General features: G+C 35.4%; 12 protein-coding genes. 11 read left to right on the top strand and 1 reads right to left on the bottom strand.

Going from position 1 to position 16,876, the window contains the following annotated elements; all coding sequences use genetic code 11:
- Positions 1-6: 6 nt before the first annotated feature.
- The 7 genes from ACO1PF_RS10610 to ACO1PF_RS10640 all read left to right on the top strand — a co-directional run bounded on the left by ACO1PF_RS10610 (position 7) and on the right by ACO1PF_RS10640 (position 10,551).
- Positions 7-1,227 (top strand): aminotransferase class I/II-fold pyridoxal phosphate-dependent enzyme, encoded by a 1,221-nt coding sequence (locus ACO1PF_RS10610; protein ID WP_423189030.1) that lies wholly within the window; start codon positions 7-9, stop codon positions 1,225-1,227.
- A 31-nt stretch (positions 1,228-1,258) separates the two neighbouring features.
- Positions 1,259-2,467, top strand: a complete 1,209-nt coding sequence (locus ACO1PF_RS10615; RefSeq protein ID WP_423189031.1) for a glycosyltransferase family 4 protein — start codon at positions 1,259-1,261, stop codon at positions 2,465-2,467.
- A gap of 256 nt (positions 2,468-2,723) precedes the next feature.
- A complete protein-coding gene (locus ACO1PF_RS10620) occupies positions 2,724-4,622 on the top strand; it encodes a polysaccharide biosynthesis protein (protein WP_423189032.1) in 1,899 nt (632 codons plus the stop codon).
- Positions 4,623-4,690: 68 nt separating this feature from the next.
- The gene (locus ACO1PF_RS10625) at positions 4,691-5,719 is read left to right on the top strand and encodes a glycosyltransferase family 2 protein (protein ID WP_423189033.1); all 1,029 of its coding nucleotides are present in this window, start codon (positions 4,691-4,693) and stop codon (positions 5,717-5,719) included.
- 290 nt (positions 5,720-6,009) lie between these two features.
- Entirely contained in the window at positions 6,010-7,488 is a 1,479-nt protein-coding gene (locus ACO1PF_RS10630; RefSeq protein ID WP_423189034.1) for a lipopolysaccharide biosynthesis protein, read from the top strand.
- 91 nt (positions 7,489-7,579) lie between these two features.
- Positions 7,580-7,873, top strand: coding sequence for a transposase (locus ACO1PF_RS10635; protein WP_423189035.1), 294 nt, complete (start codon positions 7,580-7,582; stop codon positions 7,871-7,873).
- Positions 7,874-8,253: 380 nt separating this feature from the next.
- On the top strand, positions 8,254-10,551 hold the full coding sequence (locus ACO1PF_RS10640) for a glycoside hydrolase family 65 protein (RefSeq protein WP_423189036.1): 2,298 nt from the start codon (positions 8,254-8,256) through the stop codon (positions 10,549-10,551).
- 51 nt (positions 10,552-10,602) lie between these two features.
- Here ACO1PF_RS10640 and ACO1PF_RS10645 read toward each other — a convergent pair whose 3' ends face one another.
- The gene (locus ACO1PF_RS10645; RefSeq protein ID WP_423189037.1) at positions 10,603-11,304 is read right to left on the bottom strand and encodes an SDR family oxidoreductase; all 702 of its coding nucleotides are present in this window, start codon (positions 11,302-11,304) and stop codon (positions 10,603-10,605) included.
- A gap of 325 nt (positions 11,305-11,629) precedes the next feature.
- Between ACO1PF_RS10645 and ACO1PF_RS10650 the strand changes: the two genes are divergently transcribed.
- From ACO1PF_RS10650 to ACO1PF_RS10665, 4 genes are all read left to right on the top strand, one after another.
- Complete coding sequence (locus tag ACO1PF_RS10650) at positions 11,630-12,667, top strand: hypothetical protein (RefSeq protein WP_423190546.1); 1,038 nt, start codon at positions 11,630-11,632, stop codon at positions 12,665-12,667.
- A gap of 219 nt (positions 12,668-12,886) precedes the next feature.
- Entirely contained in the window at positions 12,887-14,065 is a 1,179-nt protein-coding gene (locus ACO1PF_RS10655) for a sugar ABC transporter substrate-binding protein (RefSeq protein WP_423189038.1), read from the top strand.
- Positions 14,066-14,156: 91 nt separating this feature from the next.
- On the top strand, positions 14,157-15,677 hold the full coding sequence (locus tag ACO1PF_RS10660) for an ATP-binding cassette domain-containing protein (RefSeq protein ID WP_423189039.1): 1,521 nt from the start codon (positions 14,157-14,159) through the stop codon (positions 15,675-15,677).
- 12 nt (positions 15,678-15,689) lie between these two features.
- A complete protein-coding gene (locus ACO1PF_RS10665; RefSeq protein ID WP_423189040.1) occupies positions 15,690-16,865 on the top strand; it encodes a sugar ABC transporter permease in 1,176 nt (391 codons plus the stop codon).
- Positions 16,866-16,876: the final 11 nt, after the last annotated feature.

The raw sequence follows: 16,876 nt of genomic DNA on the forward strand, positions 1-16,876 counted from the left end.
GCCAAAATGAATAATCGAATATTATTATCCACACCACACATGTCAGGAAATGAGAGAAAGTATATTGATGAAGCTTTTGAAACCAACTGGATTGCCCCTTTAGGTCCCAATGTCGATTCGTTTGAAAAAGAAATTTCAATTTATTCTGGAGTAAAAGGAGTTACTGTAACGAACTCCGGGACTGCAGCAATACATTTAGCCTTAGCTGTACTAGGCGTTGGCAAAGGAGACACAGTTTTTGTATCAACATTTACTTTTGTCGCAAGTGCAAATCCAATTCTATACTTAGGCGCAGAGCCTGTATTTATTGATTCTGAAGCTGATACATGGAATATGTCTCCAGATGCTTTAGAGATCGCCTTAACAGAAGTTAAAGCTATGAACCAATTACCCAAGGCTGTAATCGTCGTAAACTTATACGGCCAAAGTGCGAAAATGGATGAATTAAATGCTATTGCTCAAAAATTTAATGTTCCTATAGTGGAAGATGCAGCTGAGTCATTGGGATCTACGTATAAAAATAAAAAAAGTGGCACACTCGGGAAACTAGGTATTTATTCCTTCAATGGAAATAAAATTATCACAACCTCTGGAGGGGGAGCGCTAGTATCTGATGACGAAGATCTTTTAGCTCGTGCGAGGTTTTTAGCCACACAAGCAAAAGATCCGGCACCTTATTATCAACATTCTCAGGTAGGCTATAATTATCGAATGAGTAATGTAGTGGCCGGAATTGGTAGAGCGCAATTGGAAGTGTTGGATGAACGGGTTAATCGCAGAAGAGAGGTTTTTAATAATTATCAACTGGAATTGGGGAACATCTCAGGTGTGAACTTTATGCCGGAAATGGTTGAAACGACATCGAATCGCTGGCTTACGACATTGACTATTGATCCCACTAAGTACAATTTACATCCGTTAGAATTCATGACAATGATGGATGAAGTGGGTATAGAAACTCGAGCATTATGGAAACCTCTTCATCTTCAACCATTATTTAACAACACTAAGTTTTATACTGATTCTGAAAACAAAAAGCCGGTCAGTGAAATGTTATTCGAGAGGGGATTATGCTTGCCTTCTGGAACTAACATGACTGAGTTTGATCAATTGAGAGTGATTACAGAAATGAAAAAACTTCTTAATTCCTCTCGTAAACGCGTCCATGTATTCAACTGGAATAAAAAAATGGGAAGTAATGCAAAGATACAGCATAAAATCAATTGATATATCATAGCGCTAACTGGAGGGATTCTTAATGGAAAAAGTACTATTATTGGCGTCAGTATCATCTATGATCGAAAGTTTTAACCAAGACAATATAAAAATATTGCAAGATAATGGGTATGAAGTACATGTAATGGCTAATTTTTATGAGAGAGATCAGAAAAAGAATGATAAAAATAATAAGTTTAAAGATAGATTAGAACAAAAAAATGTCATAGTTTATGATTTACTTATACAGAGAGACCCTTTTTCAAAAACTAATTTGTTAGTTTACAGGCAGATCAAGGAAATATTCAAAAAAGAACGATACTCACTCATACATTGCCATACACCAATGGGCGGGGTACTTGGAAGATTAGCTTCAAGAGAGACAAAAAAATATGGGACGCATGTAATCTATACTGCCCATGGTTTTCATTTTTACAAAGGGGCACCAAAGAAAAATTGGTTAATTTATTATACGATTGAAAAAACACTTTCATCGTTGACGGATTGTCTAATTACTATTAATCCGGAAGATTATAACAATGCAAAAAATAAACATTTTAAAACGAAAGATATTCAAATAATCAAAGGTGTAGGAATTAATCTTAATAGGTTTAGTCCAACAACTGATTTGAAAAGAAAAAAGTTGAGGAAAAAATATGGATTCTCAGATGAAGATATGCTGTTAATTTATGTAGGAGAGCTGTCTAAAAGAAAGAATCAGTCGCAGGCAATTTATATGATGAAACGGTTAGTCGAGAAATCGCCTCAAGCTAAACTTTTATTAGTCGGAGACGGACAATATGATAAAGAATATATGGAAATGATTCAGGAATTAAATCTAACAGATAACGTTTTCTTATTAGGATTTAGAACTGATATTCCAGAGCTGATGAGCCTTTCAGATATTGCAATTTCAACATCTCGCCAAGAAGGATTACCCGTTAACGTAATGGAAGCAATGGCAACAGGCCTTCCACTTGTAGTAACAGATTGCAGGGGAAACAGGGACTTGATTCATGATGGAATAAATGGCTATGTAGTACAAATTGATGATTATGAAGGAATGGCAGCAAAAATATCGAAATTGATCCAAAATGAAGTATTGAGAATAACTTTTGGCATAAGAAATACCGTGTTTATAACCCCTTATGAAATTGAAAATGTAAGTCCTCAAATGAATATTATTTACCAAAAACACATCGGCTCGAATTCATTCCCTGATTTACCTCTAAATAATAAACCTCAAATGTAACCAATCCATACTATTGATCAATATCGAATCTATTATTTATACTACAACAAAATTCCACTTTCATTTTTAGTATATGCAAATATTTAGGATGACTATATAGAGTTTTCACCTCATACAATATGACCGGACCTTTGTTTTTACGCTAAAAAAATTGAAGAGCAGTTCATATCCATTTTTCACTTCAGAAAGAACTATTAATCAAGTGAACGTAAATTATATAACTTACTATTTTATATCTAAGAAAGTAGGGAATATTATGAGTAGAAATTTAAAAAAATTAATCGTCGCGAGTTTTGATCTTTCAACAATTATACTTTCAGCAATAATCTCTATTTTGTTTCTAGTTCCATTTGTATACTTTCCACCGTCAGTAATTTTCATAAGTATAGGATTCACATGTATTACTTACTTAATAGTAGGCAATGCATTTAAAATATTTTCTAATATTAATCATCGCACAGGTATTACAGAAGTAATGATACTTGTGGTCAGTGTTTCTCTTTCATTCATTCTTTCAAATAGTTTTGCTATAAACTTTGTACCAGAACCTTTATTAAGTTTACGTTTTTACTTTTTAACCTATTTGTTCTCAGTTCTAAGTATTATTGGGAGCCGAATGATACTTCGACTTTATTATGAATACACATTCCGAAAAAATAAAGAACCAGTTATTGAAGATCAAATTCGTACATTAGTAGTCGGCGCAGGTAATGGTGGGAGCATTTTTATTAGAAGCATAAAAAGCTTCCCAAACAAATTGAATGTTGTTGCAATTGTGGATGATGATCAAACAATACAAGGAACTTTCTTATTCGGCGTTCCCATTATTGGGAAAATTAAAGATTTACCAACAATTGTTAGAGCAAAAAATGTGGAACAAATTACAATAGCCATTCCATCTTTACCAGCTGAAGCCTATGAAAATATCGTTGATCTATGCAATCAAACAGATGTAATAGTTAATAAAATGCCATATATTGAAGATATTCTTCAAGGTAAGCTTGGCAGTAATCAATTTAGAGATATTGATGTTGTAGATTTACTTGGGCGAGAAGAAGTGAAGCTTGATATGGAACAAATATCAACTGAACTATACGGTAAAACAATTCTTGTCAGTGGAGCAGGCGGTTCAATCGGATCAGAAATATGTCGACAAGTATCGAAGTTTTCACCTTCAAAAATACTTCTATTAGGCCACGGTGAAAACTCTATTTATCAAATCGATCGGGAACTGAGAAACCTTTATAATGATACGATAGAAATAGTACCACTGATTGCAGATATACAGGATCGTGAAAGAATATTTGATATTATGAAAAAATATAAACCTAATCGAGTTTATCACGCAGCTGCACATAAGCATGTTCCTATGATGGAGTACAATCCATATGAGGCTGTGAAAAATAATGTTTATGGTTCGAAAAACATGGCAGAAGCAGCTAAAGCGGCTGGCGTTGACAGATTTATAATGGTTTCAACAGATAAAGCTGTTAATCCACCTAATGTTATGGGAGCTACTAAACGACTAGCCGAAATGATTGTAACAGGACTAAATGAACCTGGAAAAACCAAGTTTGCGGCAGTAAGGTTTGGTAATGTGCTTGGGAGTCGGGGAAGTGTTGTCCCATTATTCCAGGAACAGATAAAAAATGGTGGGCCATTGACAGTTACCGATTTTAGAATGACCCGTTACTTCATGACTATTCCAGAAGCAAGTCGTTTAGTTATTCAAGCGGGAACGTTGGTCAAAGGTGGAGAAATCTTTGTTTTGGATATGGGAGAGCCCGTCAAAATAGTGGATTTGGCTAAAAAAGTAGTTAAATTAAGTGGCTTTACGGAGAAAGAAATCCCAGTTGTTGAAACTGGAATTAGACCGGGAGAAAAACTTTTTGAAGAACTGCTCGTAGATAGTGAACAGACTGACCAAAAGGTTTACGATAAGATTTTTGTTGGAAAAGTTGTAAACAAACCGCTATTCACAATTATGAGAGAAGTTAACACCTGGAGTAATCTCTCACCTGAGGAACTTAGAGAAGAACTTATTTCTTTTGCGAACGATGTTAACGTGACATTTGAAAATAGCCAAGAACAAACAGGAAAAAATATGTTAGAAAAAGGAGAATTGAAATTACAGGGTGGTTACGCGGGACTTTGACATCTATAGATTCACTTGATGATTGTCTTAAATATAGAGGATATATTACTAGTTTGAGGAGAATGATTATGCCAGCAGTCAGTATTATCATGCCAGTTTATAATGTAGAAAAGTATGTTGGAAAGGCAATAGAAAGTATACTGATACAAACATTTAAAGATTTTGAATTGATAATTATTAACGATGGAACCATTGATAATTCGATGTCAATTGTCAATGAATTGGCGTCAAAAGATTCACGAATAAGAATTATAAACCAAAAAAACAAAGGTCTTTCTGCTGCAAGAAATACAGGTCTTAGAAGTGCTATAGGAGATTATGTGTGTTTCATTGACAGTGATGATGAAGTAAATGTAAATTTATTGAGAATAACAATGGATAATGTTATCGGTGAGTATCCTGATGTACTAATGTTTGGAATGTTTTTAGAAAAAATTGGAAGTAATGAGAAAGTAACATTTACCATTCCAATGAAAATGGGAACCGTAAGTTATACGAAAAAGAATATTGAAGACTTTAATATCAATAAAAATTCTTTAAATTTGATAGGGTATGCTACGAATAAATTGTATAAACGTAGTGTGCTAGTAGATCATCAAATATTTTTTGATGAAAAAATATATTTTTTAGAAGATATTAATTTTAATGAAAAAGTCTTTAAAAACATAAATAAATTCATGATAATTGACGATTGTCTGTATCATTACAAACGCAGAAAGCGAACAACCTTGATGAATACTTTTAGAAAAGAATTTTTCGAATGCCAAATGGAAGCAATTAGATCTCGAAACGATATTTTTGATAATTGGGGAATTGAACAAACTATAATAGACGCAACAATTGCTTCTCTTCATATTGAAGCAATAAAAGGGTGCATTTCTAATCTTTTTGTAATTAAGAATTCTATATCATTTTTAAATAAATACAAAATCATAAATGAAATTTTGGAGAATAGCCATACTCAATCTAGAATAAAAAATTTCGAGCCCAATTCTTTGGTCGAAAAATTATTGAAGTATTTAATTGAAAAAAAAATAAGTATAGCACTAGCAGTTGCAAGTACAATGTATTCTTATATATATAGGATTGTAAAGTGAAAAGTATTTTAATTTTAGGCTTTAAACAGAATTACAATCTGTTATCTACTCATTGAATCTGCAATATGAATTTATTTTAATTCGATGAGTAATAATAACTATGACTATCGTTCGAGAGAAAAATTAAGGTATGATATTTAGTGATTGCAAAGAAGCAACAGCATATGTTGATCCAATATTCTTGCCTAATTGTAGAATTTAGTGCATAGAGATTCTTTTATTATAAACCAGAATTTTATATTTATTTATGATACTAATATTTGTGGATATGAAAAGAATAGAGGAATATTATGAAAAATGATGACTCGTTAAAAACAGATACAATTAAAAATATGATGTGGAGCTTCATGGATATTATAGGATCTCGAGCAATTCAAGTAATAATACAATTGTTTTTAGCAAGATTATTAACACCTAATGATTTCGGAATATTGGGTATGGTCATAATATTCATTAAGCTACCAGAAGCATTTATTGAGAGCGGATTTGCAAATGGTTTAATTAGAGAAAAAAATTCAACTCAAGAAGACTACTCTACTGTTTTTTATTTTAATTTAATTACTGCGCTTATTCTCTATTTTTTGCTTTTTATTTCTGCTGAACGAATAAGTATATTTTTTGAAGTACCCGAACTTGTTAATATTATTAAAGTTTTAGGATTTGTAATAGTTATTGATGCCTTTGGACTAATTCAGAAAGTGATTTTGAGAAAAAAACTAGAGTTTAAAATTCAAATGAGAATCAGCCTAGTTTCTTCATTAATATCGGGAGTTATAGCTATTGCATTCGCAATAGCTGGATATGGAATATGGAGCTTAGTAATTAAAATTGTAGTTTTACAGTTCTTACAAGCAGTTTTACTTTCCGTTACTAATAAATGGATACCTTCTTTAACGTTTAACATGATCTCTTTTAAAAGATTATTTAATTTCGGATGGAAACTAGTGGCATCAAATTTGTTATCAGAAGTATATGATGGCTTTTATGCATTAATTATAGGAAGAGGGTTTTCAACTGTCTTTTTAGGTTATTATACCAATGCTAGGAAGTTGAGCCATACTGCTTGCTATTCCATTGCGATTTCTGTAGAAAAAGTAAGTTATCCTGTTTTAAGCAATCTGCAAGATGATAAAGTAAGATTAAAAAGTGGATTTCAAAAAGTTCTCAAAAACTCAATATTTATTAATTTTCCAGTAATGTTAGGTTTGGCGATTATAGCACCGCCATTATTCAGACTTATTCTGGGAAATGAATGGATTCCAGCCATACCGTATTTTCAAATTTTATGTTTAGCAGGTATGTTCACGTCAATTCATGCTATTAATTTAAATATGCTTCAGATCAAAGGCCGTTCTGATTTATTTTTGAAGTTATATATTTATGGAAAGATTATTGGTTTTTCAATTATTGGCTTTGTTCTATTATTTGAATTAGGAGTTTTTGGATTACTTTGGGGATTAGTACTCGAATCTTTCATAAGTAACTTTGTCAATTCTTTTTACTCTAAAAAATTGATATCATATTCAATTTTTGAACAGCTGAAAGACATAAAATTGATTTCTTTTATTTCTGTAATAATGGCAATATTGACCTATTCATTAAATTATATACTTTTTGTACACGACTTATTTTTAATTGTAATTCAAGTCATTTTCGGATTTATTCTTTACATTTTACTTTCCTATATATTTAAGGTTGAAGAACTCGAGACAATTTATCAGATTGTAAAACCGTTTAAGAAAAAACTGTTATTGAAAAAAGTAATGTAATCAATAGTGTCTAAATATTTATTGATATAAGGGGAAATTACTGAAATATTGGTTTTTGATTATTCAAGTACTTAAACAGGAGGAAGACATTATGCAAAATCGAAAAAAACGTCGCGTATTCTCTCAAGAATTCAAAAAACAAGTAGTAGCTTTGCATAAATCAGGTAAAACAAGGAAGGAAATTATTGAAGACTATGATCTAACTCCTTCGGCATTTGATAAATGGGTGAGCCAGTTTGAGCAATCTGATTTAGTTCAAGAGGATGATAATTTGACGCCTGAACAGAAAGAACTTGAGGAGCTACGTCGAGAAAACACAAAGTTGAAACTGGAAAATGATATATTAAGACAGGCTGCATTAATTTTCGGTAGTATGGCAAAGTAATAATGATACAATAAGTTAGCAAGTAGAAGAATAACGGCATACATTTAATGCGATTTTTTATATTTTATACTCAACAGAAAGCATATGTAATAAACGAATAAATAGGTATATCCCTTTTATTAAGCTGTAGTAAAGACCATGTTAATAAATAATATTATTTGCAGGAAATAAATATCGAGATATTTAAATTGTACTGTGCAAGTCAAATAATAGATAAAAACGATTGATAAATACCAGTCGTTTTTATCTTATTTTTTTGAATTATAGTGAATCCAGTTTATTTAGGAGAGTATATTCATATGTTTGGTAATCTATCGGACATGTATTCTATAATGAGAATAAGATGAACTACATTTCCATCAGTATGAAAGGAGCGTAATATGATTCCATTAATTACAAAAGATTCTAAATGGATACTTACCGAAGAAGGTATATCCGAGAAAACGATCAAACAGAATGAGACGTTGTTTGCTTTATCCAATGGCCATTTTGGTACACGTGGGAGCTTAGAAGAAGCTGAACGCACCAAAGAATATAGCCACAGTGAAGCGACGTTAGTGAATGCTTTTTATGACAGTGAGCCGATTCAGTATGGGGAATGGGCATATGGTTATGCTGAAAAGCATCAAACCGTGATTCCCGTACCTAATGGCAAAAAGCTGGCGATCAAGCTGGATAATGAAATGTTTGATCTTGATTCAGGGAAAACGACCAGGCATAAACGTCAACTGGATTTGAAACAAGGCATACTCACGAGGACATTCACTTGGGAAAATACGAAAGGTCATCAGCTGGATGTCAAAATCGAGCGCTTCGTATCGTATGACTATCCAGAACTGTTAGCCCAAAAAATCACGTTGACACCTCATGATAATGGATGTGAGCTGCAAGTCGCTGCGACGCTTGATGATTTAGAACATATGGGTATAGTATCAGAAGAAGAAAGTAATGATCCACGCATCAAAGCACAACAGGAACGACGGTTTCAGTCAGAAAGAATAGAAAGTTCAGAAAATCAGTTGTTGCATATAGAAACCAACAATACACACTTGCATCTTATCGTAGGTGAAAAGAATGAGTTATCTGATTCATCGGTTAAGTCAAGCTTCATAAACGGTTCTGAAAAGTGGTCAATGGAAACCAGTAAAGATAAGTCAGTTACGCTGGAACGGTATGTTGCATATGGCAACATATTCAATGATGGCTCAAAAAAAGAAGCAGAAGCTCTACGCATTTCTAATCTGCTTGATGAAGTTGCAGAACTTGGCTTTGATGAAATCAAAGAGAAACACATACATTTTATGGAGGGTTTCTGGAACGCATCAGATATTCAAATAGACGGCGATGACGAAATTCAAGTCGGTCTGCGTTTCAACTTGTTTCATTTGCACCAGGCTGCTGGACGTGACGGATCAAGAAATATGTCCGCCAAAGGGTTGACTGGTGAAGGCTACGAGGGGCATTATTTTTGGGATACAGAAATGTACATGTTACCGTTTTTCTTATATACACAACCTGAGATAGCTAAGCACTTGTTAAATTACCGCTTTACTATCTTAAAAGAAGCGAGAGAAAGAGCACGCGAAATGGCGATTGAGAATGGAGCGCTTTTTGCATGGCGAACCATTAATGGTAAAGAAGCGAGTGCCTACTATCCCGCAGGAACTGCTCAAATCCATATTAATGGTGATATTGCTCATGCCGTTCACACTTATGTAAAATCTACAGGAGATTTAGCTTTTGGTATGAATGAGGGACTAGAAATACTTGTAGAAACCGCTCGATTCTATGCTGAATGGGGACATTATGACAAGCAGCGAAACGGTGCGTTTGTCTTGAATAACGTAACGGGACCGGATGAATACACGGCAATTGTTAATAACAACTACTATACTAATCTAATGGCTAAGCACAATTTCGACTATGCCATTGAGATGGTTGAAGAAGTCTTCAAGTCTAATGATACAAACGGAGAAAAGGTACTTGAGAAAATCAACTTCCAGCCAAGTGAACTGGAGAATTGGAAAAAAGCGTCTGAAAAGATGTTCCTACCTTATGATGAGGCACAGGAACTTACGATGCAGGATGACAGTTTCTTCCATAAAGAGGTATGGGACATTGAAAATACACCAAAGGAAAACTTCCCATTACTTTTACATTATCATCCATTGACCATTTATCGTTATCAGGTGAACAAGCAAGCAGATACGGTTTTAGCTGAATTCCTGTTCTCCGATGAGTTTTCTCATAGTCAGAAGAAACGTGACTATGACTATTATGAAGCGGTAACGACACACGATTCATCCTTATCTCGTTCTATATTTGGTGTGATGGCAAGTCACTTAGGTGATTTGGATAAAGCCTATGGTTACTTCATGGATACGGCCTTGATGGACATGACGGATCTGCAAAGTAATACCAAAGACGGCGTTCACGCAGCCAATATGGGCGGAACGTGGATGAGTATGGTCTACGGTTTTGGAGGCATGCGTTTAGTAAAAGACACCTTACACTTTTCCCCACGCTTACCGAAAGAATGGACCGCTGTAACCTTTAAAGTACAGTTCCTTGGTCGATTGATCCAAGTTTCAATCGATCATGAAGGGTCTGACTATACGTTACTGAAAGGTGAACCATTAAACATAAGACACTATGACGAAGAGAAACACTTGAAGTAGAAACTGAATATTGAAAAAGGTGCTGACCATTTCTGGTCAGCACCTTCTTTTTTATAGCTTATGATTTTTTATGACGATTTCAGGAACGGTGAGATGTTTTCTGGTTTTTACATTTGCCAGGATAATATCAGCGACATCATCCGGATCCATGAGATGTTTGATTTCTTCTTCAGTATAGATATCATCCCAGAAACTCGTTTTCATGCCGCCCATGTATGCAGCTAAGACGTGAACATCCGTATCACTCAATTCTTTTACGATGCTTTCCGTAAACCCTCGGATACCAAATTTGCTTGCGCAGTAGACCGATTCAGAAGGTTTGCCTTTTTTACCGGCAGTAGATATGACTTGAATGATAGTTCCTTCATTTCGCTCTTTCATTTCTGGTAACACAGCCTGTGTACAATATATCGTTCCTTTTAAGTTGATATCGATCATTTGATCGACTGAATCTGATGAAATGTTTTCAGCATCATCGAAGATACCGACGCCGGCATTGTTAACTAATATATCGATATTTCCGTTGTCTTCTTTTATTTGAGCAAAGACATTGGTAACTTCATCTACTGATGACACATCAACGGTATAGACTGAAACCTTATCCGTCTCCATCTTATCCGCTACGTGTCTCAACTTACTAAATGTTCGACCGAGCAGCGTGACATGATAACCCATTTCCGAATATTTCAACGCAAGTGAAGCACCTAAGCCACTGCCGGCACCAGTAATAACAACATGTTTCGACTCCATCATTTTTTCCTCCCTCAATGTATATTGCTTATTATAAAAGTATCAAATATATCATTTTTTAGCAACGATAACGACAAGAGTGCTATAATAAGTATCAAAATGAAAGAGAATAAGACTATCTAAATATTTTGAGATTTATCTGGACTATCAATGCTCATCATGAGCATAAAGCGTGATAGTTGAGCAGAGAGAAGAATCTATATTGAATTTGCCACTCTTTTTGAGGGTGTTAAAGTGAATAAAATAAATAAATTATGTTAAAATAGTTAGTGTTGAGATTTAAGCATAATGTATAATCTTAAAAAATGTTTGGAGGAAAAATGAAGTGATGAATTTAGAAACGATTCAAATCGAAGAAGTTAAAAAGGAAGAAACAGCATTTGAAACAAGAGAAGGTTTGAAATCCACATTACTCGAAGAAGCAGCGCGTCAAAGAGGATACAAAGTTGAAAGATTAACCTATGATACAATGATCCTTACAATAGAAGGAAAAGAATTACTTTTCAGAGATATGAATGGACCGCTCTCATCCGCAGCCATGATGAGGATCGTGGATGACAAGTATCTCGCAAGGGCATTGATCAAGAATGAAAATGTTCGTACACCTGATTCAACTTACTTGAGAGTTTTTGAACGTGAAGAAATAAAAGCCTTTGCGAATCAAATAGGTTATCCGGTCGTTTTGAAACCAAACAATTTATCACGAGGAGAAGGCGTCTATACCAATGTCGACAGTGATGAATCACTAGACCGCCATCTTGATAAAATCTCGATGCTGATAGGAAATGATTTTGAGCGAATCCTGATTGAAAAACAATTTAATGGAGATGATTATCGTTTCTATGTCGTTGATGGAGAAGTGCTGGCTGTTTCAAAACGTGCACGTGCGAATGTAACAGGTGACGGAGAACACACCATCCTAGAACTGATTCAAGAAAAGAATGAACGTCGATCCAAAGATCGAGATTTAAAGAATTTTTTAATTCCTATAGATAAAACAAAACTAGGACGACTATTTAGAGAAGGACGTACATTCGAAACAATTCCCCAAAAAGATGAAGCTATTGTTATTCGTGATGAATCGAATATTGCAAGTGGCGGAGAAGGCATCGATTTTACTGATACTGTTCATCCAGATTTCAATGAATTAGCCATCAAAGCTATACAAGCTGTTCCCGGGTTTCATTATGGTGGGGTGGATGTCATTGCGGACGACATCACTGAAGAACCTAATGCAACTAATTATGTTGTTACAGAAATCGAATTCAGTCCAGGTCCTTTGAGCATGTTTCATTGGCAAGGCGAACAGCGAGACATGGCGAATCCTATACTCGATTTTTATCTTAAACACCTTGATGAACTTTAAATAGTCAATAGCAGACGCTGGAAGGAGAAACCTAACCTTTTAGCGGCTGTTTTTTTTATATTCGCATAAATAAATAAATATATATGAACTTTTGTTTAAGATATATTAAAAAAATACAGGTAATGTTAATAATTTACTATAGTATGCGCTTTCAAAAAATGTAGATAGTGACTAAAATAAACTAAGATACAAAAAATAGTGAATGAGAGGGGTAAGAATATGTTAAACATGGTAAAGGGTTCAAGATTATTATTTATGACAGGGTTATTAAGTTTCGTTTTAGCTGGATGCAATGGAGATACTGAGGGTGAGGTAACAGAAACGACAGATGAGGATACAACCGAAGAGGTCGATTCAGATACGGATGAAGATTCAAATGGTGGACTGGATGTCGGAATAGTTTTACCAACTCGTGATGAACCTCGTTGGGTACAAGATGAACAACGATTCATGGATGCATTATCTGATTCAGACTATACGACAGAAATTTTGTTCAGTCAGGGTTCAGCAGCAAATGAATTACAAAACGTGGAAACCTTAATCAGCAAAGGAATCGACGTTTTGATTATGAGCCCACATGATGGTGACGCAGCAGGAGCAGCAGCTCAAGCAGCAGCTGACGAAGGCATTACAGTCATTGCGTATGACCGCTTGATAACAAGTACAGAAGCAGTTGATTACTACGTTACTTTTGATAGTTTAGCTGTTGGTGAAGCTCAAGGGCAATATTTGATTGACAGTGCAGAAGGATCAAACATTCCTTTGTATCTATATGCTGGAGCATCATCCGACAATAATGCGTTCCTTTTCTTTGAAGGTGCATGGTCAGTACTTCAACCTAAAATTGCTGATGGGACATTTGTGATTGCGAATTCAAGTGAAGCAGAAGCTTTATCAGACACTGCTGAATTGACACGTGACGAAATGGGCAGCATCATGGGTCAAATCACAACAAACTGGGATCCAAACGAAGCAATCAATAAAGCTCAAACACATTTGACTTCAGCAGGAGATGATCTTAAAGGAGACATCGCTATCCTAGCACCAAATGATGGCACAGCCCGTTCGATCGCTGATACATTTGCTTCAGACAATGATATTACAAGTTATATTATAACAGGCCAAGATGCAGAAAAAGCCTCTATTCAATATATAATTGATGGCAAACAATCTATGACAGTATTTAAAGATGTTAGACGATTAGTGGAAGATGCTATGGGTATGGCTATTACAATATTAGATGGCAACACGCCTGAAACGACTGGTTCCTATGATAATGGTGCTAAAGAAGTAGAAGCCATGCAATCAGAAGTCATTGTTGTAGACGAAGATAATGTACAAGCTGAGTTGATTGATTCTGGTTATTATGAAGCAAGTGAGTTTACAGGTTTAGACTAATCGTAATGATGAAAAATAGAAAGATGAAATAGTGATAGCTTGCTATCACTATTTCTTATTCTAAATGTCTTTAATGAAGGTGGGAGGATTTATGGCTGAAAACATTCTTGAAATGCACAATATTACTAAAGAATTTCCTGGTGTAAAAGCATTAGACAATGTTACTTTTCAAGTGGAAAAAGGTGAAATCCACTGTCTGGTCGGCGAAAATGGCGCAGGAAAATCTACGTTGATGAAAGTATTGAGTGGCGTGTATCCGTACGGGGAATATGAAGGCGACATCGTATTGGATGGGAAAGTACAGCAGTTCAACACGATCAATGATAGTGAAAGAGCGGGTATTGCCATTATTTATCAGGAACTGGCTCTCTTTCCTGATTTACCAGTATATGAAAATATTTATATTGGAAATGAAGTCAAGAATGGCGGTATTATAAACTGGAATCAAACCATTATTAAATCCAAGGAAATGCTGAAGAAAGTCAATTTAAAAGTTAAACCCGAAACACTAATAAAAGATTTAGGAGTCGGAAAACAACAATTGGTTGAAATTGCCAAGGCATTGAGCAAAGACGTTCAACTTCTGATTTTAGATGAACCTACCGCAGCACTTAATGAAGATGACAGTGCCAATTTATTAGAGTTGATAAAAGCGCTGAAAAATCAGGGGATCACCTGCATCATGATCACCCATAAATTGAAAGAGGTAGTAACGATTTCGGATAAAGTGACTGTACTCCGTGATGGTCAGACCATCTGTACGCTGGATGCAAGCAAAGGGGAAGTGAACGAACGCACGATAATCAAACATATGGTGGGCCGAGAGTTAAGTGATATATTTCCGAAGAGACCAGAAAACAACTTTGGAGAGACTATTCTTGAACTCAAGGACTGGTCGGCTTATGATCAGCAGTTAGGACGCTATGTTGTGAAAAAAGCGGATATAACTTTGAAAAAAGGTGAAATCATTGGTCTTGCAGGCTTAATGGGTTCAGGAAGGACCGAACTTGCCTTGAGTATGTTTGGAAATCCAAGAAACTACAAATTAAAAGGGACGCTTTTGCTTAATAATGAGGAAAAAAATTTCCGACATACGAGTGATGCAATCAAAGAAGGTATCGCCTATGTAACCGAAGACCGTAAGGGGAATGGATTGTTTCTGACCCAAAACATCACCAACAATATTACAGCAGCAAACTTAAAAGGTGTGTCGAGTAAAGGGATACTTAATAACAATGAAGAGGTCACAGTGGCTGAAAGTTATAAAAATTCCATCCATATCAAGTCTTCGTCTATTAATCAGCTGGTTGGGAAGCTTAGTGGCGGAAATCAGCAAAAGGTATCCATTAGTAAGTGGCTTTTTGTTTCACCTGATATATTGATCTTGGATGAGCCGACTCGTGGCATTGATGTAGGAGCTAAGTTTGAGATTTATACAGTCATGAATGAATTGATCAGCCGTGGCATGAGTATTATCATGATATCTTCAGAATTGGGAGAAATATTAGGGATGAGTGACCGTATCTATGTCATGGCTGAAGGAGAAATTAAAGGCGAAGTCAAATCTCAAGAAGCTAATCAGGAAAACATTATGGAACTTGCGACACAATAGGAGGATAAACGAATGAAAATAGTGAATGAAGCAAAAATGTTAATAAGGGAAAACATCCGAGATTACGGCATGTTCATCGCGCTCTTTTTCATCATGATTGTGTTTAATCTGTTGACAAATGGCATGTTCATGTCCTCTCGTAATATCAGTAATTTGTTGGATTCAGCCGGTTACATCGCAGTTCTGGCGGTTGGCATGACGCTTGTTATCGTCATACGGCACATCGACTTATCAGTAGGTTATATAGCTGGTTTTCTAGGAGCAGTATCTGCCATATTACTTATGCAATATAGCTTGTCCGTTTTTATCGTCATTCCAATTATCCTGTTACTCGGAATTTTAATTGGTTTCTTTAACGGCTTCCTTATCGCTCAGTTAGGGATCCCTGCCTTTGTCGCTACGTTGGCCGGGATGTTGGTTTTCAGGGGCGCGTTGCTGCAAGTGACCGCAGGCACAGGAACAATAATTGTCCAGAATGATTTCTTTAATGCGATCGGTAATGGATTCATTCCATCCTTTGCGATGATAAATGATCTGCATCTTTTGACGCTGTTGATTGGATTGGTTACTATTTTATTTTTTTCTTATGGTGAAATCAAAACTAGAAGCGATAAAAAGAAATATAATTTCGACGTGGTTTCTACAGGGATTTTCTTACTTAAAATGGTGTTTCTCTCTTTGATCATTGGCTATATTACGATCATCTTGGCGGGATATAACGGCTTTTCATGGACAGTGATCATAGTTCTGTTAGTCACCATGATCTATCACTTCATTACAAGTAAAACAGTATTGGGTCGTCAAATATATGCTGTAGGAAGTAATCCCGAGGCTGCTCACTTAAGTGGAATAAATGTTAAGAAAGTTACATTTATGGTGATGGGTTCTATGTCCATGCTTGCCGCACTTTCAGGGATCATGTATACATCTCGTTTGCAATCTGCTACGACAACAGCTGGAATGTTATTCGAACTCGATGCGATTGCAGCAGCTTATGTAGGCGGTGTTTCATCAGCAGGCGGTGTGGGTAAAGTAACCGGTGCTATTATTGGTGCAATCGTCATGGCCTCTCTCACGAATGGCATGAATTTGATGGGTGTCGGTATTTCATATCAGTATATGATTCGTGGTGGAGTATTGGCAGGAGCCGTTATCTTTGATGTCATGACAAGAAAAAGAGGGAAGTAAGCGCAAAAGAA

It is taken from the genome of Alkalibacterium sp. f15 (assembly GCF_049389645.1).
Lineage (GTDB): Bacteria > Bacillota > Bacilli > Lactobacillales > Carnobacteriaceae_A > Alkalibacterium.

Excerpts from the sequence above, each read along its gene's own strand:
- ACO1PF_RS10635 (WP_423189035.1), top strand. The coding sequence starts at position 7,580 with ATGCAAAATCGAAAAAAACGTCGCGTATTCTCTCAAGAATTCAAAAAA.
- ACO1PF_RS10620 (WP_423189032.1), top strand. The coding sequence starts at position 2,724 with ATGAGTAGAAATTTAAAAAAATTAATCGTCGCGAGTTTTGATCTTTCA.
- ACO1PF_RS10665 (WP_423189040.1), top strand. The coding sequence starts at position 15,690 with ATGAAAATAGTGAATGAAGCAAAAATGTTAATAAGGGAAAACATCCGA.
- ACO1PF_RS10655 (WP_423189038.1), top strand. The coding sequence starts at position 12,887 with ATGTTAAACATGGTAAAGGGTTCAAGATTATTATTTATGACAGGGTTA.
- ACO1PF_RS10615 (WP_423189031.1), top strand. The coding sequence starts at position 1,259 with ATGGAAAAAGTACTATTATTGGCGTCAGTATCATCTATGATCGAAAGT.
- ACO1PF_RS10640 (WP_423189036.1), top strand. The coding sequence starts at position 8,254 with ATGATTCCATTAATTACAAAAGATTCTAAATGGATACTTACCGAAGAA.
- ACO1PF_RS10660 (WP_423189039.1), top strand. The coding sequence starts at position 14,157 with ATGGCTGAAAACATTCTTGAAATGCACAATATTACTAAAGAATTTCCT.
- ACO1PF_RS10625 (WP_423189033.1), top strand. The coding sequence starts at position 4,691 with ATGCCAGCAGTCAGTATTATCATGCCAGTTTATAATGTAGAAAAGTAT.
- ACO1PF_RS10630 (WP_423189034.1), top strand. The coding sequence starts at position 6,010 with ATGAAAAATGATGACTCGTTAAAAACAGATACAATTAAAAATATGATG.
- ACO1PF_RS10645 (WP_423189037.1), bottom strand. The coding sequence starts at position 11,304 with ATGATGGAGTCGAAACATGTTGTTATTACTGGTGCCGGCAGTGGCTTA.
- ACO1PF_RS10650 (WP_423190546.1), top strand. The coding sequence starts at position 11,630 with ATGAATTTAGAAACGATTCAAATCGAAGAAGTTAAAAAGGAAGAAACA.
- ACO1PF_RS10610 (WP_423189030.1), top strand. The coding sequence starts at position 7 with ATGAATAATCGAATATTATTATCCACACCACACATGTCAGGAAATGAG.